We start from the raw sequence: 25,192 nt of genomic DNA, 5'->3' as shown, positions 1-25,192 counted from the left end.
CCGCTCGGTCCTGCTCGTGTGGCTTCCAGGGCGGGGCCGCTCCCTCCTGCCCCCGCGGCCCTCAGGACGGACCCCGATGAGCATCCTGGTCTCGGACGTGGTCAACGCGATGATCTTCGGCCTCACCGGGCAGACGCTCATGGACGCCGACGAGGACCTCGCCTACGACAGCAGGCTGCCCTACTCCGGCCTGGGCAAGAAGCTCGACAGAATCTCCTCGCTGATCACGAAGTCGGTTCACGACATCGCCGAGTCGATGCCGGACGACCTGTCCAAGTCGTACGCCAAGGCGATGGGCACGCTCACCAACGACGGCGGCAAGAACTATCTGACCGAATTCGCCGATCAACTCGAATTGATCGCGGAAGGCCGGCGCAAGACCTCCATGGACATCATGGAGTCCAAGTGGCAGGTCATCGCCGAGGTCATCCGGCTGCTCATCGAGATCGCCATCTACCTGGCGATGTCCTTCTTCACCGGTGGCGCGTCGGCCAGCCAGATCCTGCTGGCCAAGCTGCGCAGCCGGTTCATGATCCTCACCACGATGAGCCACCTGCTCCAGCGGCTGCACATCGCGCCCTCGCTGACCGAGGCGTTCGCCGAGGCGTTCACCACCTTCGCGGTGCGCCTCGCGATGATGAACTTCGCCCCGAACGACCGCCGCCCCGACGGGTTCGACGGGGACGCCATCCTCAAGTCAGCGGCGTTCGGCGCCGCCGCCGGTGGCCTCACCAGCATCTTCAACGGCTTCGCGAAGAACATCGTCAACAGTTACGACAGTAACTTCTTCAAGAACGGCCCGGGCAACGACTTCAAGAACGGCCCCAACGGTCCGAACACCTCGGGTATTGGCCCCCCTGGGAACAACGGCCCGAGCCCCAAGCCGAGCCCTGAGCCCGCGCCGACCCCCAAGCCGAAGCCCGAGCCCACGCCGACGCCCACCCCCACCCCGACGCCTACGCCTACGCCGACCCCCACGCCGACACCCATCCCCACCCCGACGCCCACCCCTCCGGCTCCGACGCCCAAGACCACCCCGAGCCCCACCCCGTACGGGAGCGGACCCAACCTCACGAACAACCCGCTCTCCTTCTTCAACAACCCGAACCTGTGGCGGAACAACCACCTGCTGAACAACTACTCCCACATGCCGGGTGCGGTGGCCGGGCACTACGGGATCAAGGGGGTGGCCGACTTCGTCGCGGCCGGTGCCGGTGAGGCGCTGGCGGAGATCCTGATCAAGGGGGCCTTCGACGGCGACTGGTCCACCAGCTGGTCCACCTTCGTCGGCGCGGGTATCAGCAGCCAGGTCGAGTCCACGCTCACCGGCGGGGCGATGAACAGCGGCGCCGAACTGCGCAACGTCATCGACAACTTGCGCAACCAGCCGCCCACCGTCTCCGGCGGCACTCCCGGCTCCGGCACGGGGGACTCGGTCAGCTCCGAGGGTTCTCGCACGGGTGGCGGCTCCGGCCACGCCGACGGTCCCTCGCGGCCGGATACCTCCTCGGGCGGCGACGGCTCCGCGCTCACCTCGCCTCCGCCTGCCACCCAGCAGAACACCGGCCTCGGGGACGTCACCGGAAGCCAGTCGCCCCCGCCCTACGTCGCCGAGAGCCCGCCGCCGTACAGCACTGTCGACCCACCGGCCTACTCGCCCGGTCCGCTGTCCGTGACCGCCGCCGAGAACGACCTGTGGCAGCAGGTCCATCACGGCTCCGCCGAGGTCCGCGAGCAGGCCCTGCACGACCTCGCCGACCTGCGCGGCTCCCAGGCTCCCGGCAGCACCGAGATCGGCGTCCGCGACGGCCTGCACGGCAACTTGTCGCAGGTGCCCGAGGTCCGGGTGGTCCCGGCGGGGAACAGCCCGGCAGGGCAGATCGACGCCGACGGGGTCCGCCGTGCCCTCGACGGCTTCGGTACCCCGGTCACGGTGGACACGCCGCTCGCCACCACCGCGGATGCCTCGGGCAGCGGCGCTGCGGTCCACTCCGGTACCGGTAGTACGGGGGGTGGCGTCGACCCGATGGTGGGCCAGGGGCCCGGCACCGGGGTGGACCACACCGCCGGTCCGGATGGTGTCGCGCCGGGGGAGTCTCCGGAGAGCTCGGGTGCGGACGCCCCGGGGAGCGGCGTGCAGAACACTCCTGACACTCCGGACGAGGTGGCCGGGCAGGGCGACCGTACGAACGAGACGCCGGGACAGAACACGGGCGGGCCCGCTGCCTCCCAGGGCCCTGACACCTCGGCCGCGCCTGATCCCGGCGGCTCGGTTGCGCCTGGTCCTGACGTCTCGGCTGCGCCTGATTCTGGCGGGTCGGTTGTGCCGGACTCTGACGTCTCGGCTGCACCCGGTCCTGGTGCGTCGGTTGCGCCTGGTCCTGACGTCTCGGCTGCGCCTGATTCTGGCGGGTCGGTTGTGCCGGACTTTGACGTCTCGGCTGCACCTGATCCCGGTGCGTCGGCTGTGCCTGGTCCTGACACCTCGGCTGCACCCGATCCTGCCGTGTCGGCTGTGCCTGGCCCCGACGCCTCGGCCACGGCTGGCCCTGACACCTCGGGCGCATCCGGTCCGGCCAACTCCGCCGCCCCGGACTCGGGTAGCTCCGATGGGCAAGGTCCCTCGCCTTCGGCTGCGCCTGGCCCTGTCGCCTCGCCCGTGTCCGGCCCCGGCGCCTCCGCTGCGTCCGGTCCGGGCAACTCCGGTGTTCCGGGCCCGGGCAGTTCCGCCACGGCCAGTCCCGCCGCACCCGGCACGGGTACTGGCGCCAGGCCGGGTGGGGTCCCGGCTGCCAACGGCTCCCCGGCTCCCTCCGCCGCGCAGCCCCAGAGCACGCCCGAAAGCACTCCGTCGACTTCGCAGCCGCCGGAGACCACCTCACCGGCGGAGAGCACCTCGTCTCCGGAAAGCACCGGCCCGGCGGTCGGGAACAGCACCGGTGTTCCGGACTCCGTCGAGAGCACCCTCCTCCCGGATGCCGCCGACATCACCAGCACTCCGCCGAAGGTGAGCACCACCGGCTCGTACGCCGACACGGACGGCGTACGCGATGTCAGCGGCCTGAGTGACGTGAAGGCCGGGCCCGCTCCGTTCGCCGGGAGCCCCTCGCCCACTCAGTCAACGGCGTTGACGATCGTGGTCACGGAGGTTCCGCCACCGGGGGAGGGCGCGCCGGAAGCGGCCGAACTCCTTGACGGGGCCGGGGTGGACCGGGCCGTCGTACTCGGACCGCCGGTCGCGCAGGTGGGGCCGGGGGCCCCGGTACGCGCCGCCGTCGAGCTGACCCGCGATGGGCCGGGCGCTCCGGTCCGGGTCCGCCCGCTCACCGGCCCGCCGACCGCCGTGACCCCGGACGGTACTCCGGATGCTCAGAACGCCGCGTTCCCCGGCGCAGACGTGCTGCTGCCGCTCGCCGACGCCCTCGGCACGGTCTCCTCCGGGACATCGGGCCCGGTGACGCGCCCCAAGGTGGTCTCAGGGCCGACAAGTTCCCTGGACAGCAACGGAGTCGGCCCGGACTCCACAGAGACCAGCCCGCCCGCAGTCGCCAAGCTCGCCACCCTGTCTCGCCCCTGGACCGAGACGGCCACCGACCTGCACCTGGAGTCGGGCGGCGGCAACGGCGACGGAACCGGCGGACGCGGTCCCGGGAACGGCGGAACTCCTCCTCCGCCCACGCCTCCGCCCCCGTCTCCGTCCGTCGCGCCGGACAACTCCCCGGCGACACCTCCCGTAGCGCTCCCGTCCACCGGGCAGATCGTCGTACGTCCCGTCGTCAGCGGCGATACCACCGACAACGGAAACAGCCCTGCGCAGCGGCCCGCGCGCGAGCCGGTCGTCACCACCCTGGACGGCCACACGGTGCCCATCGCCCAGTTGCGGCGCTTGGTGCCGGTCGCGACCGTCAAGCCCCAACCGGGGCGTGCCGTACAGACGTTGACCATCTCGCAGAGTCAGGCAGAGGACGGTACGGCGCGCAGCGCGGGCCGTCGCGCGCTCCTTGGCCAGGACACCTTCCGCGGCGTACGCACCACGTCCGTCACTCCGGCTCCGGAGACCGCCGCGGACCCGCCCGCTCCCCGTACGGTGTTCACCGGTCCGCCGACCGGGCTCCCCGGCTCGGGCACCGAGCGGGGCGCCGACTACTTCGCGGGGCACGGCACCTCCCGCACCGTCACGCTCGGTACCGACGACGCACAACACCCCACCGTGAAGGTCAGCGGTGTGCAGTTCGGCGAGGCATTCAAGTCCTGGGCACAGGACAGCGACAACGACCGGCCGCTGGTGATGTTCTCCTGCGAGACCGGACGGCAGCCCGCGGTCGCCGGGCTGCCGGTGGCACAGCACGTGGCGAACCGCACCGGGCGACCGGTGTACGCGCCCACCACCGAGGTGGGCACGGCCCTGGACCGGGACGGCAACGTCCGCGCGGTGCTCGCCGAAGGTGCGGACGGTCCAGGACGCTGGCGCCTCTTCACCCCCGAGCCCAGCGGCGCCGACCTGGACGGGCTCGCGCGCGACGCGGGTCTGCACGCGGGCCCGGAACCGGCCGACGCCTTCGCCCTGGCCCGTACTCTCCAGCAGATCCGCACCCTGCGCGATGTCTTCGGCCCGGACGCCGAACAGCGGCCGGAGAACCGGGAGTTGCTCGCCGGTCTTGCCTTCGTGGACGGCCTGCGCTGGCTCAGCCCCGACACCGCGGCCCGCTACGGCGACGGCCGGATGACCCCGGACCTGCTGCGCCGGATGGTCGTCGACCGGGGCGGTGCGACGAGCGCCACCACCAGCGACAGTGATCCGGCCGCCTCTCCCACTGTCGAGCAGTACACCGATTTCCTGCACGCCGCGGCCGAGTTGCGTGCGACCGCGGGGCCCGACACCACCCTCGACGCCCTGCTGCCCCCGCCGCCTCCCGCGCTCCCGCCGGCCACCCTTGTCTCGCCGGAGGACGTCCGCGGTCTGGCCTACGCACCCTCCGCGCAGATCACCTGGTCGCTCTCCAGCACCCCGCTGCCGTTGTCGGAGCTGAAACTCAGCTCCGATGACACCGCCGAACTCGCCCGCCGCAGGCCCGATCTGACACCGGCGCCGAGCCGTCCGGAGAGTCTCGCCGAGGACATGACCCTCCTCAGCAAGGCCACGCCCGGCACCGCGGACACCGTGCACGCGGATGGCTTGGCCTTCCGTCGCCTCGAGACGCCGGGTGGCGGGAACTGCCTCTTCCGGTCGCTGCTCGACAGTGCGCGCAGCCATGACGTACCACCGGCGTGGGCCGCGAAGAACGTCGCAGGCCTGCGCAGTCTGCTGAGCGACCGGATCACCGGGTCCGAGCTTGGCGACAGGGTGGCCATGGCGATCCCGGACCCGGTGTTCGCCGTGGTGGACGACCTGCGGATGCGTGCCGTCGCCGGGGTACAGGACCCGGCCGAGCTGAGCCGGATCACCGACCTCTGGAACCGGATCGCGCAGGACGTCATCACCGACGGCGACACCGGCCAGTGGCAGCGGATCCTCCGGGAGAGCGACTACCCGCACCTCGCCGACGTGGCGCCCACTCCCGCCGACGCCTGGCGGCTGGGAGCCAAGGGGCTCGTCGCGTCGGCCGCCGAGTTCCCCGCGCTGTGGGCCTCTCCCTTCGCCGACCTGCTTCCGGAGGCCCTTGCGTCCACCCTCGACGTCGACCTCCGGCTCGTCGAGCCCGACCGGCAGTCGCCGGGGAACACCCGCGTCAACCCCCTCAACCCGGGCGGCCGGGACGGCAGCACCCTGCACCTGGCCTACAACGGCACCGACCACTACGACGCGCTGGTCCCGGCCTCGGCCCCGCTCACCCCCGTACCGGACTCGAACACCACGCCCCCGGATCCGGCTGTCACCGCGACCCCGGATCCGGCTGTCACCACCACCTCGGACCCGGATGTAACCGCGACCCCGGATCCGGCTGTCACCACGACCCCGGACCCGGATGTAACCGCGACCCCGGATCCGGCTGTCACCACGACCTCGGACCCGGATGTAACCGCGACCCCGGATCCGGCTGTCACCACGACCTCGGACCCGGATGTCACCGCGACCCCGGATCCGGCAGTCACCACGACCCCGGACCCGGATGTCACCGCGACCCCGGATCCGGCAGTCACCACGACCCCGGACCCGGATGTCACCGCGACCCCGGATCCGGCAGTCAGCACCACCTCGGACCCGGCAGTCACCGCGACCCCGGATCCGGCAGTCAGCACCACCTCGGACCCGGCTGTCACCACGACGCCGGACCCAGCCCCTCCTGCCCCGGCCACCAAGGACACGGACGGCTCCACCCCCGACAGCAAGGCCCCCGACTCGGGCGACCCCGTGCCGCTGGAGACGCAGCTCGAACGGCACCGTCCGGCACGGTTGCTGACCGGTCCGGATGCCCGGCCGCCGGGCCCGGTACCGCCCACTGTCACCTTCGAGGACGGCAGCCGGCTGCCCACGACCCTGATCAGCCCGGACACCGACCCGGGCGACGGCACCCCGCAAAATCGCCCGACCGGACTCTTCACCGGCGCCGGCATGACCACCCTGCGCTCGCCCGAGCAGGTGGCCGAGGAGATCCTGAGCAAACTTCCTCCGAAGCTGCGCGCCCAGTTCGACGAGGCGGACCTGCTGCGGCTGTTGACTCATCAGCCAAGCGCCTTCACCGCCCCGCGCGGCGCGCGCTTCGTGGGCCGGGAGAAGTCCGGGGTCGGCCATGAGATGACCGTGGAGGCCATCCCGTACCACCGTTGGGTGCGCTTCTCCGACGTGGACGGCGGCACCGTACGGCTCGACACGATGCGACGCGGCCAGGGTGGTACGGGCGGTGGACGCAGCGTGGGCGTCGGGCGACGGATCGCCGCTGGGCTGAGTATGGGTCCGCCGCTCAACTGGCTTTTCAAGCTCGGCTTTTCGCTGGGCTGGACCCGCAAGACCGAATACGCGCAGGGGACTCAGGCGTACAACCAGTCCGAGTGGCGCGCCCACGAGGGCTCGCACCTGCACCTGGACGACGTCCACTACCGGGTGCGGGTGGACCGCGTCACCGAGGCGCCAGTCACCACGAGTCCGGCTACCACGAGTCCGGCTACCACGAGTCCGGCTACCACGGGTCCGGAAACCACCGGCCCGGACAACAACAACCAGACCAACTCACCCTCCCCGACGCCCAATTGGCAGCGCAACCAGGTGCACACCGCCGAGTTCGCGATGCGTGACGGGCTGACCTGGCGGCTGCCCGACGACCTCACCGTGCCTTACGCGGGACCCCAGCGGGCACCGAAGACGCTCACCTTCCCGGACGGGGTCGAGCCGCGGATGGCCGACATCACCGGACTGCACCTGACGGATTCCCCGGAGGACGTTGCACTCGCCATCTCCGGGGCGCGGCCCGGGAGTTCGGCGCACCGCACCCTGGTCTCGTACGTCCGGCCGGGGCGGCTGCACGCCCTGTTCGGCCGGTTCTCCGGGCCGGTCACCGGGCCCGAGCTGACCCAGGGCAGTGGACAGCACCCGCTGGGACACCTGATCGTGGAGCGGTCGGTGCCGCACCGAGCCACGCTGGTCACCGAGTCGGTCAAGGCGGAGTTGCGGGAACTCGCCTACACCACGTACCAGAACGAGGTTAGCCACGTCCGTGACACCCGCATGGGTGTCCAGGTCACCGCTGGGCCGAACTACACCCTCACCGGCCCGGAGACCGACGTACGCCTCCAGGGCGGCCCGCTGGTCCGCGCGGACCTCACCACCGGGCGCGGCCACTACTTCGGCACCACCGCGGCTCGGAAGACCACCGGCCGCGTCCGCAACCACCCGGTCGCGCTCTATCGGGTGGAGCGCACTCTGATGGTGCGCAAGCCCGGCGATCTGCCGTCGGCGGCCCGCCCGGTCCGCGTGGTCAGCCTGGACTGGATGTCCACCCAGGACGCGCGCCGCCTCGCGGGCTGGGACAGCCGTACGCCCGGCCAGGCGGGACCCAACCCGGACGCCGAACCGCCCGTGCCGTGGTACCTCAGCCAAGACGACCCGGTCCACCTGAGCGGCCAGGTCCGTGCCGAGGGCTTCCGTCCCATCGGCCCGCAGATCCAGGTGGAGCAGACCCAGATACAACCGCCGCCTGTAGAGCAGCCGCAGCCGCAGCCGCAGCCGCAGCCGCAGCCGCAGCCGCAGCCGCAGACCCAGTCTCAGACGCAGCCCGAGTCTGAGACGCAGCCCCCACAACCCGCCCCCCAAGACCCCATGCGGGTCTTCGCCGACAGCGTCCTGGACACGCTGCACCGCTCGTACCCGTCGCTGTTCGTCCCGCCGCTGGTGCTGCGCCACCCCCGCCTTGCCAAGTTCTGGTACGGCGACGGGCGGATGCGGACCGCGCTGCACAACGACCGCCAGGTGCGTGAGGCGCTGAACAGGCCCAGCCTGGCGCAGAGCCTGGACGACCTGACGACCACCGGAGTGCCGGTCACCCTCACCGAGGACGGCAAGGTGCGCCGCGGATATCACACGCTCATCCTCACGGCTCGCCTCACCGACCGGCAGTTCGAGACCACCATGAACGAACGCTCACTGCGCAACGGAGTGATCGGCTACGAGATGTCGGGCCAGGGGCAGCAGGCCTCGACGACCCTCTCCGGCGGAGTCGAGCTGGGTATCTCGCCGCGCGACCACGACAAGGTGCCCGGAACCGGACTGCCGCGGCAGGCCGGCAGCGCGTCCCTCGGCGCCCGGTACGCCAAGACCGAACAGAAGGCCACCCGCAGCACGGTCGCGGTCACCCACGACAACCTGATGTTCCAGAACGCCGCCGACCTCTACAGCTACCAGGTGAAGTTGGGCGCCACCTTCGAAGGGCATCGCCGACCGCGCGGCTGGGCCAGGCTCGCTTCGGTCGGCCTGCTCGGCGCAGGCGTCTTCGTCAGCAAGGTCGAGGAGCGGCCGCTGTTCACCGAGGGCAACGAGACCGTGGGCCGGGTGGAACTCGCCGTGCCGGCCGCGCACGGCTCCGACCGCTACGCCCCTGCCGACACGCAGCCCGGCAGGACCGAACCCGCACCCGCACCGCAGCCGCTCTCCTCCGTCGAGGCGGACCAACTCCTCGACGGCACCCACCCGCAGCCCCTTGAGAACTCGCCCGACCGGCAGCTCATCCGGAAGCTGCTGAGCTCCCCGCACGTGGTGCTCAGCACCGAGGGCGGACCGCAGCGCCAGCAGCTCATGCAGGACACCGCCGACCTTGCGTCGGACACCTCCTGGCACGTCAGCGCACCAGGGGCGCCCGTACGCACCGCACTGCGCCGGGCGATGGCGAACCTGGGCGTGGCCGGACAAATCGGCCAGTACCTCGGCCCGTTCGGCTCACGCGTCACCGGTCTGACCGGTGCGGGACCGCTCCAGACGCACTACATGAAGGCCGCGATCCGCGCCGATCTGGACAACGTACGCGTCAAGAGCGACCCGAAGCCGGCCAACATCGAAGCCACCATCGGCAACGAGCACCGCGTCAACGGCACCACGAGCACGGTCCACCACACCACCCTCGGCCTCCAGGGCGCCGACATGCCGCTGAAGCAGGCCCCGGGCCAGGCGGCAGTGGTCGGGTCCTACTCGACCGCCCTCCAGTACGCCTGGGGCAAGGGGCACAGCTTCGCGCAGACCCTCACCCGGGGGCGCAACACCACCCTCAGCTACTCCGGGCGGACGTACCTGGTGGTCGCCGACGCCACCGAGACCGTAGCGGTGCGGGATCGCTGGACGGCCGCGATGGGCGCGGTGGGCACCCGCGCCGGAGCCGGGATCAGCTCCGCGGCCGGGCGGGTCTCCGAGCGCCTCGCACACGGTCTCGCACCGCGCCGGGCCGCCGCCGCGGTGCAACGTATCCGCGACGCGGTGATGTTCCACCTGCCGATGCAGGACGTCATCGAGTCCGGACTCGCCCCGGACGGCCTGGGCACCACCACCCCGCACAACCTCGGCGGCGGCTACCGCCTTCCCGCCTTCCTGCGCGGCCGCCGCTTCCCCACCCATCCCAGCGGCCAGCTCGACGCGAGCGACGCGGCGCGGCAGTTGATGGGGGAGCTCGAGAAGATCGGAGTGCCCTCGCACGACCGCGAGCAGGTCCTCCAGCGTCTTTCCCCGGACTTCCTCCGCTCCCACCTGCACGAGCTGACGACCGACGGGATGACCCTGCCGGTCCGCTACCGCGACTGGTCGAGCCCGCTCCGGCTGCCGGTCGGCGGGAGCAGGGGACAGGTCCGGTTCGCACTGACCCCGGTCACCCACACCGTGGACAGGCTGCGCACCGGATACGAGCTTGAGGACTACCGCAGCATCGCCCGCGACGACGCGGACGGTGTCTCCCAGGACCGTGGCGCCGACGTGACCCTCAGCGGCGGTGAGCGCGCGGCGAGCAGCGGCATTCTCGTCGCCAACCCCTCCCTCCAGGGCACCGCGGCCAAGCAGCGGTCGAGCACCAGGACCGACACCGTCGGCAGTACCGCGATGCCGAACATCGCCACCACCCAGGCGCACGCCGAGATCGTCACGAGTTACACCCTGACCGTCACCATGACGGACGCGACCGGCGAACCGCTCGCCCCCAGCGCCGTCGACACACCCGTCGGCAGCCTCAACGAGATCCTCCCCGCGAGCCTGCTCACCCCGGTCGGCGAAGGAGCCGACAACGCCCTCACCGAGCAGGACGTGCCGGAACCGGAGCGCGCGGTGCGGATGCTGACCGCAGCCCAGGCCCGCCCGGACGGCATCACCGCCTGGCGCACCTCCGCCGCCGGTGACACCACCGGCAGCTCCGACTCCGACGTCCTGTCCTTCGACGACCAGGTCGGCTCGGGCATCCTCGCCGTGGACATCCGCGGCGCGGCGAACGTGCAGGACGCCCTGACGCTCGCCACCGCTCGCGCGGACGGACTCGGTGACGGCGACCTCGGTCGGCGGCACACCGGCAACAGCCTCGCCGCACAGGTACGCATGGCGGGCTTCACCACACTGACCGGTCCCGGCAGCGCCCCCGCACAGGCTCAGCTGGAGGCCACCGCTCAGGGCGGCCTGACCGCGGGGTTCCGTGAGGCGCTCGGCGCGAACGGCTCGCCGCTGCCCGCCCAGGCGTCGGCCCGCCTCTTCGGCCAGTCCCACACCGCCGACTCCCGGATCTACGCGAAGATGCACCGCGGTGGCGCCCGGCTGCTCGCCGTGGAGAACAAGCCGCGCATGGAGGCCATGCAACGCCGGAAGACCTCCGACGCGTTGGACGCGGGCATCTCCGACAACGTCGAGGGCGCGGTCGGCACCTCGCCGCTCGCGGGCAACAGCAATGCGGGCGTCACCAACCCGGGTGCCACGATTCCGGTCGGCGGGGCGAACGACGGCACCACGCTCAAGGGCGCCGTTGACACCACCCTCGGTACGCACATCAAGGTCGTCACCGATCGCAGCATGCTCTTCGCGCTGCCCGTGAGCTGGCTTACGGTGGCCGAGGTGGACCACCGGTTCACCGACAGCCGCCCGCTGCAAGCGCTCGGCAAGCCCCAGCGCGGGCCGCGCGCCGCCGAGGCGGAGACCACCGCACTGGTCTGGCTGCGCGAGGACATCGCCCGCGACCACGGCCTCCTGGACGACACCACCTTCACCGAAGACATTCGCGGGGCCTGGGACGACCAGGCCAAGGCGGCGGGCGACCTCGCCGCGGCAGAGACCGGCTACTACGACGCCCGCGCGCGGGCCCGGGAGACGTGGCTCGACCTGAGCGCGCAGGAGCAGGCCGCGCTCGGCGACGACAACTCCGGACCGCCGACCGACCTGCCGCAGGACGTGGTCCGGTCCCCGGCCGTCGTCGCCTGGCAGGCCGCCCGCCAGGATGTCCACCGCTGGGAGCAGCACGCCGACGCCGCCGCCCGGGACCACCACCGGCTGCACCTCGCCGCCTCCCGCCTCACCGCCCACCACCAGAGCCCCGTCTCGACCCCGGCGCCGGACGCGTCGGAGAAGTACACCGAGCCGGAGTGGCGCTCCGAGGCGCCCAAGCCGTACGTCGTCACCGCGGGGACCGACTCCACCCCGCGCACCATCACATCGCCGGACGGCACCAAGGTGCGCGAGGTGCACGACATGCCGCACGACGGCGCGTCGTTCTTCCACGCGCTGCTCGCCACCGCCGACCGGGACCGCCTGCCCAACCTGCTCGATAAGGATCTCGCCGACCGGTTCACGAAGGCCCCCGGTGACCTGGAGGTCACCGCCGCTGCCGTCGACTCCGCCCGCAACCGCCTCGCCTGGGCGCTGGGCCAGGACGGCAACGAGGATCTGCTCGAAGCCCTCGCCCTGGATGCCGATGACACCTTCACACAGGCCGAACTCAATGCTGAGGGAGTGAAGTTCACCCCGGAGCAGCAGGCCGAGTTCGACGCCTTCGGCCGGCTCCCGCAGACCTTCTGGCCCACCCCCGCGCAACGAGTAGGGCTTGCCGGCGCCGCCTTGAAACGCCCGTTCGCGATCGAGCCATCCCAGAACGACACGCAGCGCCCGGAGGGTGAACCGGCACCGCCGGAGCGCCGCGCGGGCGACAACGGGGCCGCCGATCTGCTGCCCGCCCTAGCCGCCCGAGTCCTTGGCACTCCGCTCACCGTGGTGACCGGCGAGGGCCGCGAGCAGCTCTTCCTGCCGCGCGGTGCCGACCCGGCCGCCGTCAAGGCGACCGCCGCCCCGGTCCTCTTCGCCAACGACGGCTTCTTCTCCGTCGCGCTCCCGCCCGGCACCGCGCCTCCGGTCGCGGCGTCTTTGTCGGCCCCGACGAAGGACCTCGGATCCGGTACGGACACGGGGACTTCGGGCACCGACGCCGGGACGTCGAGCACCGACACCACGCGCTCCGCACCGGAGCAGCAGCCCACGAAACCGCCCGCGCACCGCAGCCACACCACCCTGCCCTGGCATTCGCCCGCCGACAGCAGCGGCCCGCACTACCGCCTCGACCGCGACGGCGTCCTCACCGCACCCGACGGCGCCACCTACACCCAGGGCACCCCGACCGGCCGTGGCAACGGCTTCTTCGGCGCGCTCTCCACCGCCCTGCGCCAGGCCGCGGAGCAGCCCGGACCGGACCGCCACGAGGCGGCACTGCTGCGAAGGCGCGCCGCAGCGCCGCCCACCCGACTGATGCATTTGAACGGCCTCCCGGGCGACCAGGCAGAGCGCGACTCGCTCTTCACGCCCCCGCCCCTCCGGTTCAGCGGCCCGAACGCGCCCGCGCCGAGCCAGGACGAGCTCGATGGCCACCTGCGCCGCCACATCGCCGAGGCCCCGTGGGGTCCTGACGCGGACGGCGCGGTGTCGAAGTGGGCCGCCGCGGCGACCGGCACCACCGTCACCCTGATTGACGAGGACGGCACCGCCCACACCTACCTCGGACCGTCCAGCGACAGCCCCCACCTCCGACTCCGCCGCCGGGGCGGCAACTTCGTACCGCTGACTCTGCACACCCCGGCACCCGCACCGAAGGCTCCGCAGGACCCGGTCTCGCCCCCGGCCTCACAGGATGAGGCGGCCCTCCAGGACCCGGCCGCCGTTCCGCTGCCCCCGTCACCGACGGGCAGCGACCTCCCGGGCCTCCTGGAGGAGGAGGCGTACGAGCTCAGCACGCTGTCGGGTAACGACACGGGCGCGGACGTGCCCGTGGACTCGGACACGGCGCCCGCCGCACCACCGGAGCCGGTGCTCCGTCCCTTCAAGTTGGGGAACTACGAGTTCACCAACCTGAACCAGACGGAGAGGTACCTGGACAAGGCGGTCCGGATCATCGAACTGCTCGACGAGCACGGCACGATCAAGGATTACGTCGGTGACCGTCAGGTCCGGATCACCCTGCGCGTGCGCACGACCGAGACCCCGGCCGATGTGATCGACCGCGGCGTCGACGGCGTCGACATCAATCTCGCCAGCTACTACTTCGAGAAGTACGACACCGGTTACATCATGGGCATGCTCGCCCACGAAATCGGCCTGCATCCCCTCGCCCGCCGCAACCCGGACATTGCCGAGCAGGAGGAGGCGTACCGGGGTATGCCCGTGCTGGTTCCGGGGCTGACCGACCTGAAGCCACCGCGCACCATGAACACCGAGGGAGCGGGCCAGGCCGACCACATCATGGCCGCCCACCCCCGCACCATCCGGCACGGCATCTACCGCGACATCGTCATAGACATGGCCAAGGTACTCGCTCGGCGCGCGCGGGTCGGCGTAGCGGGCGCCAAGTCCAGGGACGTCACCGACCTTTTCGACACCTACCTGATGGACCTGGCCTCCATCGCGATCACCAGCGACTACCGGAAGGACGCGGTCAAGGAGCCCGCGAACATGGCAAAGGTCTACAACGCCTACAAGGAGATGCTCTACGCCCAGCTGGCGGGCAACGCTCCTCTTCGGGACCTCCTGCCGTCGGACAAGGGCTGGTTCGGCATCGCACGGTCCTTCACCCAACTCGGCACCAACATCGCGACCTTCAACAGCGGCGCCAGCATCCAACAGCCCGTCACTCCGGACCAGACCGGCACCACCACAGGCGAGGCACGTCCCAGACTGCCCGAGGCCGACACCGGCACCGTGCCGCAGACCGTGCAGCCCGCCACTTCACCGGCGCGCGGCGCGCGCGACAGCCGACCCCGGTTCGTGGTGCGTTCCGGGTTCGACGCGCGGCGGTTCTCGTACGAGGGCACGCCGGTCACCGACCTCACAGTCCGTGTCGCGTTGCGCGGCACGGACGGCGACGCCACCCGTGTGTTCGACCAACTGAGTGCGGGTGTGGAGGAGTTCCTGAACGACCCGGACCACCGTCTGCCGAACGGTGACCGGCTGCACGTGACCGTCGAGCATGTCGACCCCGCCGACGCCCCGCACCTGACCGTGAACCTGGCGGGCCGGAACCAGGGGATGGATCAGACGACCTGGTGGGCGGACGCCGCTCCGGTGCAGTTGGTGCACGAGCTCACTCACCAGCTCGGTCTGCGTGACGAGTACCGGGATGTCGATTCACCGCACCGCCCCCACATCCTGGGCAGCCTGCTCGGCGACCTCAATGAGGCTCCCGAGGACTCTTCCCTGGCCCCGGGCGGCCTGCGCGACCGTCACTTGGCGCTGCTCGGGGCGCTCATCGGTGACGTGACCCCGGCGCCGCAGCAGAACGCCGACCTGTCCGACCAGAGCTGGACAGCGACCCGAGACGCCGCGACCGCGGAAACCCGCGAGGCCATCTGGGTCGACCCGGTCTCCCTGCCCCGGCCTGCCGACGGCACGGCGGCCACCGAGGTTCCTGCGCACGCTCCGCCCGACTCGGACACGGCACCGAGTTCCTTCAAGCTGGGGAACTACGAGTTCACCAACCTGAATCAGACGGAGAGGTACCTGGACAAGGCGGTCCGGATCATCGAGCTGCTCGACGAGCACGGCACGATCAAGGATTACGTCGGCGACCGCCAGGTCCGGATCACCCTGCACGTGCGCACGACCGAGACCCCGGCCGACGTGATCGACCGCGGCGTCGACGGCGTCGACATCGCGCTGGCGAGCTACTACTTCGAGAAGTACGACACCGGTTACATCATGGGCATGCTGGCCCATGAGATCGGTCTGCACCCCCTCGCCACACAGAACGCGAAGATTCCCGAGGAGGAGGAGCTGTACCAGGGGATGCCTCTGCTGGTTCCGGGTCTTGAGACGCTGAAGACGCCGCGTTTCATGAACACCGAGGGGGCGGGTCAGGCGGACCACGTCATGGCCGCCTTCCCTCACACGATCCGGCACGGCATCTACCGCGACATCGTCGTGGAAATGGCCGAGGTGCTGGCGCGGCGCGCGCGTGTCCGGGTGATGGGTGCCAAGTCGAAGGACGTCACCGACCTGATCGACACCTATCTGATGGACCTGGCCTCCATCGCGGTCACCAATGACCACCGGGCGAGGGCGATCATGGACCCGTCCTATACGGCAAGGGTCTACAACGCCTACAAGGCGCAGCTGGCTGAGCAGCTCGCTCCGAACAGCGCCGTGCACGCCCTGCTGCCCGCGGACAAGGGAAGGCTCGGTGTCCTCGGGGACTTCGCCGCACTGGCCACCAGTGTCGGTACCAACAACCGCGGCGACAGCATCCGGCAACCCGTCACTGTCACTCCGGACCAGACCGGAGCCACCACCGACAGCACAGGCGAGGCCCGTCCCCGACTGCCCCAGGCCAACACCGACGACACGGCGTCCACCGCTTCGGAGCCGGTGCTCCGTCCCTTCAAGCTGGGGAACTACGAGTTCACCAACCTGAATCAGACGGAGGGGTATCTGGACAAGGCGGTCCGGATCATCGAGTTGCTCGACGAGCACAGCACCATCAGGGACTACGTCGGCGACCGCACGGTCCGGATCACCCTGCACCGGCGCACGACCGAGACCCCGGCCGATGTGACGGACCACGGCGCCAAGGGCGTCGACATCAATCTCGCCAGCTATTACTTCGAGAAGTACGACACCGGCTACATCATGGGCATGCTCGCCCACGAGATCGGCCTGCACCCCCTCGCCCGCCGCAACCCGGACATTCCCGAGCAGGAGCAGGCGTTCCGGGGTATGCCCTTGCCGGTGCCGGGACTGACCGACCTGGATCCGCCGCGTACTATGAACACCCAGGGGGCAGGCCAGGCCGACCACATCATGGCCGCTTACCCCCGTACCATCCGGCACGGCATCTACCGGGGCATCGTCATAGACATGGCCAAGGTGCTCGCTCGGCGCGCGCGGGTCAGAGTGCCGGGCGCCAAGGCCCAGGACGTCACCGACCTCTTCGACACCTACCTGATGGACCTGGCCTCCATCGCGATCACCAGCGACTACCGGAAGAACGCGGCCAAGGAGCCCACGAACACGGCGCTGGTCTACAACGCCTACAAGAAGATGCTCTACGCCGAGTTGGCGGACAACACTCCTCTTCGGGACCTCCTGCCGTCGGACAAGGGCTGGTTCGGGATCGCACGGTCCTTCACCCAACTCGGCGCCAACATCCTGACCTTCAACAGCGGCGACAGCATCCAACAGCCCGCCACGCCGGACCAGACCGGCGGCAACACCGGCGAGGCACGCCCCAGACTGCCCGAGGCCGGCACCGCGCCGCAGACCGTGTCGTCCACCACCTCACCGACGCGCGGTGCGAGCGGTCGGCGTGACAGCCGTCCCCGGTTCGTGGTGCGTTCCGGGTTCGATGCCCGGCGGTTCTCGTATCAGGGCGAGCCGGTCACCGACCTCACTGTCCGTGTCGCGTTGCGCGGCACGGACGGCAACACGGCTCACGTGTTCGACCAACTGGCCGCAGGTGTGGACGAGTTCCTGAACGATTCGGACCACCGCCTGCTCAACGGTGACCGGCTGCATGTGACAGTCGAGCACGTCGCTCCCAGCGACGCCCCGCACCTGACCGTGAACCTGGCGGGCCGGGATCAGGCGATGGACCAGACCACCTGGTGGGCCGACGCCGCTCCGGTGCAGTTCGTGCACGAGCTCACTCATCAGCTCGGTCTGCGCGATGAGTACCGGGATGCGGATTCCCCGCATCGCGCCCACATCCTGGGCAGCCTCCTCGGTGACCTCAACGAGGCGCCGGAAGACCTGTCTCTGGCCCCTGCGGGTCTGCGTGACCGACACCTGGCGCTGCTCGGAGCGCTCATCGGTGACGTGACCCCGGCGCCGCCGCAGAACGATGACCAGAGCTGGGCGGCGGTTCGAAGCGCCGCTGCTGCGGAAACCCGCGAGGCCATCTGGGTCGACCCGGTGTCTCTGCCCTGGACCAACACCGACGGCACGGCAGCCACCGAGGTTCCGGCGCACGCTCCGCCGGACTTGGATACTGCGCCGGGTTCCTTCAAGTTGGGGAGCTATGAGTTCCCCAACTTGAATCAGACGGAGGGGTATCTCAACAAGGCGGTCCGAATTGTTGAGTTGCTCGACGAGCACAGCACGATCAAGGCCTATGTCGGTGACCGCCCGGTCCGGATCACTCTGCATGTGCGGACGACGGAGACCCCGGCCGATGTGATCGACCGCGGCGATGACGGTGTCGAGATCGCTTTGGCGAGCTATTACTTCGAGAAGTACGACATCGGTCACATCATGGGGATGCTGGCTCATGAGATCGGTCTGCATCCTCTCGCCGCCCGTGATGCGAGGATCTTCGAGGAGGAGGATCTGTTCCGGGGGATGCCGTTGCGGGTGCCGGGTCTTGAGACGCTGAAGACGCCGCGTTTCATGAATACGGAGGGGGCGGGCCAGGCGGACCATGTCATGGCTGCTTTCCCCGAGTCGATTCGGCACGGTATCTATCGCGGCATCGTCGTGGAGATGGCGGAGATGCTGGCGCGGCATGTACGGGTCGGCGTGATGGGGGCCAAGTCCCGTGATGTCACCGATCTGATCGACACCTATCTGATGGACCTGGCCACGATCGCGGTCACCAATGACCACCGGGCGAAGGCGATCATGGATCCCTCCTACACGGCGAGGGCCTACAACGCGTACAAGGCGCAGTTCGCCGGGCAACTGGCGCAGGCCAGCCCTGTGCGCGCCCTGTTGCCCGCGGACAAGGGAAGGCTCGGTGTCCTCGGGGACTTCGCCGCACTGGCCACCAGCGTCGGAGCCAACAACCGCGGCGACAGCATCCAACAACCCGTCCCTGTCACTGTCGCTGCGGACCAGACTGGCGACACCACCAGCGGCAACATTGGCGAGGCGCGCCCTAGGCTGCCCCAGGCCAACACCGACGGCACGGACACCACCGCCGTTCCGGAGCCGGCTCTCCGTCCTTTCAAGTTGGGGAGCTATGAGTTCACCAACCTGAACCAGACGGAGGAGTACCTGGACAAGGCGGTCCGGATCATCGAACTGCTCGACGAGCACAGGACCATCAAGGACTACGTCGGCGACCGCACTGTCCGGATCACCCTGCACCGGCGTAAGACCGAGACCCCGGCCGATGTGGAGGACAACGGCGACAAGGGCGTCGACATCAATCTCGCGAGCTACTTCTTCGAGAAGTACGACACCGGTTACATCATGGGCATGCTGGCTCACGAGATCGGTCTGCATCCTCTCGCCGACCGCAATACGAGGATCCCTGAGGAGGAGGATCTGCTCCGGGGGATGCCTTACCAGGTGCCGGGGTTGGAGACGCTGAAGACGCCGCGTTTTATGAACACCGTGGGGGCGGGCCAGGCGGACCACATCATGGCTGCCCATCCCCAGTCGATCCGGCACGGTATCTATCGCGGCATCGTCGTGGAGATGGCGGAGGTGCTCGCGCGGCGTGCGCGGGTGGGTGTGTTGGGTGCCAAGTCGAAGGACGTCACCGACCTGATCGACACTTATCTGATGGATCTGGCCACGATCGCGGTCACCAATGACCACCGGGGGAGGGCGATCAAGGACACTTCCTATACGGCGAGGGCCTATAACGCGTACAAGGCGCAGTTCGCGGCGCAGTTGGCGCAGGCCAGCCCCGTGCGGGATCTGCTGCCGGGCGACAAGAGCTGGTACAACGTTACGGGTAGCTTCTTCGGCCTGGGCAGCAGCGTCGCGTTCAACAACCAGGGCGACAGCATCCAACGGCCCGTTGCTCCGACGCAGACCAGTAGCGACACCGGCGAGGCACGCCCCCGACTGCCGCAGGGCAGCATCGACACCGCGCCGACCGTCGCGACGCCGGCGCGTGGTCCGCGTGACAGTCGGCCTCGGTTCGTGGTGCGTTCCGGGTTCGACGCGCGGCGGTTCTCGTACGAGGGCACGCCGGTCACCGAGCTGACGGTTCGTGTCGCGTTGCGCGGTACGGACGGCGACGCCGCCCGCGTGTTCGACCAACTGGGTGCGGGCGTGGAGGAGTTCCTCAATGCCCCGGACTATCGCCTGCTCAACGGTGACCGGCTGCGCGTGACTGTCGAACATGTCGCTGCCACCGAAGCCCCGCACCTGACCGTGAATCTGGCGGGCCGGGACCAGGCGATGGATCAGACCACTTGGTGGGCCGATGCCGCCCCGGTGCAGTTGGTGCACGAGCTCACCCACCAGCTGGGCCTGCGCGATGAGTACCGGGATGCGGATTCCCCGCATCGCGCCCACATCCTGGGCAGCCTGCTCGGCGACCTCAACGAGGCGCCGGAAGACCTGTCTCTGGCCCCTGCGGGTCTGCGTGACCGTCACCTGGCGCTGCTCGGGGCGCTCATCGGTGACGTGACCCCTGCGCCGCCGCAGAACGGCGACCCGACCGAGCCGGCCGACCAGAGCTGGGCGGACGCCCGAAATGCCGCTCCTGCGGAGACCCGCGAGGCCATCTGGGTCGATCCGGTCTCCCTGCCCCGAGCAGCCGACGGCACGGCGGCCACCGAGGTTCCTGCGCACGCTCCGCCCGACTCGGACACGGCACCGAGTTCCTTCAAGCTGGGGAGCTATGAGTTCACCAACTTGAATCAGACGGAGGGGTATCTCAACAAGGCGGTCCGGATCGTCGAGTTGCTCGACGAGCACAGCACCATCAAGGACTATGTCGGTGATCGGCAGGTCCGGATCACCTTGCATGTGCGGACGACGGAGACCCCGGCCGATGTGATCGACCGCGGCGATGGCGGTGTCGAGATCGCTTTGGCGAGTTACTACTTTGAGAAGTACGACATCGGTCACATCATGGGCATGCTGGCCCATGAGATCGGTCTGCATCCTCTCGCCTCGCGTAATACGAGGATCCTCGAAGAGGAGGAGCTGTACCAGGGGATGCCTCTGCTGGTGCCGGGGTTGGAGACGCTGAAGACGCCGCGTTTCATGAACACCGACGGGGCGGGGCAGGCGGACCATGTCATGTCCGCCTTCCCTCACACGATCCGGCACGGCATTTACCGGGGCATCGTCCTGGAGATGGCCGAGGTACTCGCGCGGCACGTACGGGTCGGCGTGGAGGGTGCCAAGTCCCAGGACGTCACCGACCTGATCGACACCTATCTGATGGATCTGGCCTCCATCGCGGTCACCAATGACCACCGGGCGAAGGCGATCATGGACCCCTCCTATACGGCAAGGGTCTACAACGCCTACAAGGCGCAGCTGGCTGAGCAACTCGCCCCGGACAGCCCGGTGCGTGCCTTGTTGCCCGCGGACAAGGGAAGGCTCGGTGTCTTCGGGGACTTCGCCGCACTGGCCGCCAGCATCGGAACCAACAACCGCGGCGACAGCATCCGGCGACCCGGCACTGTCGCTCCGGACCAGACCGGAGCCACCACCGACAGCACCACCGGCGAAGCACGCCCCAGACTGCCCCAGACCAACACCGACGACACGGCGTCCGCCGCTTCGGAGCCGGTCCTCCGTCCCTTCAAGCTGGGGAACTTCGAGTTCACCAACCTCAATCAGACGGAGGAGTACCTCGACAAGGCGGTCCGGATCGTCGGGTTGCTCGACGAGCACCGCACCATCAAGGACTATGTCGGTGAACGCGCGGTCCGGATCACTCTGCATGTGCGGAAGATGGAGACCCCGGCTGATGTGATCGACCGTGGTGATGCCGGTGTGGACATCGCTTTGGCGAGTTACTACTTCGAGAAGTACGACATCGGTTACATCATCGGCATGCTCGCTCATGAGATCGGTCTGCATCCTCTCGCCGACCGTAATACGAGGATCTTCGAGGAGGAGGATCTGCTCCGGGGGATGCCTTACCAGGTGCCGGGGTTGGAGACGCTGAAGACGCCGCGTTTCATGAACACCGTGGGGGCGGGCCAGGCGGACCACATCATGGCTGCCCATCCCCAGTCGATCCGGCACGGTATCTACCGCGGCATCGTCATAGAGATGGCGGAGGTGCTCGCGCGGCACGTGCGGGTCGGCGTGATGGGCGCGAAGCCCAAGGATGTCACCGACCTGATCAACACCTATCTGATGGACCTGGCCACGATCGCGGTCACCAACGACAAGCGGAAGGACGCGGCGTACGAGCCGAGGAACACGGCGAACGTCTACAACGCGTACAGGGCGCAGTTCACCGCGCAGTTGGCGCAGGACAGTCCTGTGCTGGCACTGCTGCCGGCCGAGAAGAGCTGGTACAACGTCACGAGCAATTTCCTGGGCTTGGGCAGCAGCGTCATGTTCAACAACAAGGGCGGCAGCATCCAGCAGCCCGTCGCTGTCACTCCGGACCTGCCCGGCGACTCCACCACCGGCGACTCCACCACCGGTGACACCACCAACGACGGCAACACCGGCGAGGCGCGCCCCAGGCTGCCCCAGGCCGACACCGACGGCACGGAGAACGTCAACGCGACGCCCGCCACATCGGAGCCTGCCCTCCGTCCCTTCAAGCTGGGGAACTATGAGTTCACCAACCTGAACCAGACGGAGGAGTACCTCGGCAAGGCGGTCCGGATCGTTGAGTTGCTCGACGAGCACAACACCATCAAGACCTACGTCGGTAAGCGCCCGGTGCGGATCACTCTGCATGTGCGGACGACGGAGACTCCGGCCGATGTGATCGACCGCGGTGATGACGGTGTCGAGATCGCTTTGGCGAGTTACTACTTCGAGAAGTACGACATCGGTTACATCATGGGGATGCTGGCTCATGAGATCGGTCTGCATCCCCTCGCCACCCGTGATGCGAGGATCTTCGAGGAGGAGGATCTGTTCCGGGGGATGCCCTTCCGGGTGCCGGGCCTTGAGACCTTGAAGACGCCGCGTTTCATGAATACCGAGGGAGCGGGCCAGGCGGACCACATCATGGCTGCCCTTCCCCAGTCGATCCGGCACGGTATCTACCGCGGCATCGTCGTGGAGATGGCGGAGGTACTCGCGCGGCATGTACGGGTCGATGTGATGGGTGCCAAGTCCAAGGACGTCACCGATCTGATCGACACCTACCTGATGGACCTGGCCACGATCGCGGTCACCAACGACCACCGGGCGAAAGCGATGAAGGATCCCTCCTACACGGCGAGGGCCTACAACGCGTACAAGGCGCAGTTCGCCGGGCAACTGGCGCAGGACAGCCCCGTACGGGACCTGCTGCCGGGCGACAAGAGCTGGTACAACGTCACGAGCAGTTTCTTCGGCCTGGGCAGCAGCGTCGCGTTCAACAACCAGGGCGACAGCATCCAACGGCCCGTTGCTCCGACGCCCACCAGTAGTGACACCGGCGAGACCCGTCCCCGACTGCCGCAGGGCAGCACCGACACCACGTCGCAGACCCAGCCGCGGAGGCCGCGTGACAGTCGGCCCCGGTTTGTGGTGCGTTCCGGGTTCGACGCACGGCGGCTCACCTACGACGGCGATCCGGTGACCGACCTGACCGTCCGCATCGCGATGCGCGGCGCGGACAGGCAGGCCGCGCATGCTTTCGCGCAACTCGGCGCGGGTGTGGACGAGTTCCTGAACGCGCCCGGCTATCACCTGCCCAACGGTGACCTGCTGCACGTCACCGTCGAGCACGTCGACCCCGCCGACGCCCCCCACTTGACCGTGGACTTGGTGGGCCGTGACCGTGGGATGGATCAGAACACGTGGTGGGCGGATGCTGATCCGGTACAGATGGTGCATGAGCTGTCTCACCAGCTCGGTCTGCGGGATGAGTACCGTGACGCCGATTCCCCGCAACGGCCGCACATCCAGGGGAGTTTGCTGGGTGACCTTTATGCGGCCCCGGAGGAGTCCTCGCTTGCTGCGGCCGGTCTTCGTGGCCGTCATCTGGCCTTGATGGGCGCCCTGATCGGTGACGTGCCGCCGCCGCATCAGCTGAGCGAGCAGGAGAGCGAGCAGAGTTGGGATGAGGCTCGCACGAGTGCTGCCCCGGTTCCGCGTGAGGCGGTCTGGGTGGACCCGGTCTCCCTGCCCATGTCGGCTGACGGCGACACGGCGGGCACCGAGGCCCCGGCCCGCATGCCGCAGGACCCCAGCACGCAGGAGCCGAGCACGCAGGAGCCGAGCACGCAGGACCCGACCACCGCGCCCGATGAAGCAACGGGGAACTTCGAGTTCACCAACCTGAAGCACACGAACGAGACGTACCGCGACAAGGCCGCCCGCATCATCGATCTGCTGCGGAGGCACGAGACGATCCGGGATTATGTCGGTGACCGTCAGGTCCGGATCACTCTGCAAGTGCGTACGACGGAGACGCCGGCCGATGTGCAGGACCACGGCGACGCAGGCGTCGACATCAACTTGGCGAGCTACTACTTCGAGAGGTACGACGTCGGTTACATGATGGGCATGCTGGCCCATGAGATCGGCCTGCATCCCCTCGCCTCACGGAACACGAGCATTCCTGACGAGGAGTCGATGTTCGAAGCGGTCCCGCTGGCTGTTCCGGGCCTGGACGACCTGAAGACGCCGCGCACCATGAACACCGAGGGCGCGGGTCAGGCCGACCACATCATGGCCGCCTTCCCCAGCAGCACGAGGCACCGTATCCATCGCGACATCGTTCTGGGCATGGCGCGTCTCCTTGAGGAGGACGCACGGGCGAGCAAGAAGGGGGCCAAGGCCAAGGACGTCACTGACCTCATCGACTGCTACCTCATGGACCTCGCCTCCATCGCCCTCACCAACGACCACCGGCCCAACGCGGGGAAGGAGCCCACGTACATGGCCAGGGTCTACAACGCGTACAAGGAGATGTTCGCCGCCCAGCTGGCGCAGGACCCTTCTCTCCAGGGCCTCCTGCCGTCGGGCAAGAGCATGTTCGGTGTGATCAACGATTTCCGGCGCCTCGGCACCTACGTCCTGATCGGCAACAACGGCGACAGCATCCAGAGCCCGACCTCTTGACCGCTGGGGCCCCAGCTACTAGGTTGCGGTGGCCAACGATCTGTAAGTAATGACCGTGACCATCGAAGGAGGCGACCAGCGGATGAACACCAGCTCTGATCTCGGTCGCCTCGCCCAGCGCACGGTCTGGGTTCCCGGTCGTATCGCGCACGGCTGCTGAGTACGCCGTTCTGATGTGCCTGTCTGTGGCACATCCCGGATTTCCCTTCACCATCTCCTGGCACGTCACTCTCGCGTGCCCTTTTGCGCCCGCTCCTCTGTCGTGGCGCCTCTGAACACAGAAAGCTGCCTGAAATTGGCGAACATGATGAAGCGACCGATCGCGGACCGAAACGAAGGCCT

1 protein-coding gene is annotated in these 25,192 nt (G+C 69.1%); it reads left to right on the top strand.

The annotated features are described in order from the left end of the window. The first annotated feature begins 76 nt into the window (after positions 1-76). The gene (locus tag ACFQ7F_RS23455; RefSeq protein WP_383273444.1) at positions 77-24,850 is read left to right on the top strand and encodes a hypothetical protein; all 24,774 of its coding nucleotides are present in this window, start codon (positions 77-79) and stop codon (positions 24,848-24,850) included. Positions 24,851-25,192: the final 342 nt, after the last annotated feature.

This window comes from Streptomyces sp. NPDC056486 (assembly GCF_042795295.1).
Taxonomy (GTDB): domain Bacteria; phylum Actinomycetota; class Actinomycetes; order Streptomycetales; family Streptomycetaceae; genus Streptomyces.
Note: the sequence above shows the minus strand (reverse complement) of the source record. Positions and strands in the feature narration are given on the sequence as shown.